This window comes from Salinivibrio costicola subsp. alcaliphilus, from assembly GCF_001996185.1.
Taxonomy (GTDB): Bacteria; Pseudomonadota; Gammaproteobacteria; order Enterobacterales; family Vibrionaceae; genus Salinivibrio; species Salinivibrio costicola.
Map to the genome: position 1 here is coordinate 1 of NZ_MUFR01000234.1, position 214 is coordinate 214.

The following is a 214-nucleotide window of genomic DNA, read 5'->3' on the forward strand; positions in this document are numbered from 1 at the left end:
CCCCCCGGTGTCAGGATAGTTGTCCAGATATTGAATCGCGCTAAAATCCAGCTATGGAGGGCTAATGGAGGACACTATGCCGAGATATTCCGAAGAAAGAAAAGCCGCCATCCTAAAGAAACTGTTGCCGCCGAATAATAAAACTATCTCGGAAATTGCAGCGGAAGAACACATCAGCGAGGCAACGTTGTACAATTGGCGCAGTAAACTCCGT

Annotated in this window: 1 protein-coding gene; it reads left to right on the top strand. The window is 47.7% G+C overall.

Going from position 1 to position 214, the window contains the following annotated elements:
• Positions 1-76: 76 nt before the first annotated feature.
• The coding region (locus tag BZJ21_RS16015; RefSeq protein ID WP_158075564.1) for a transposase at positions 77-214 on the top strand (138 nt) is incomplete at its 3' end.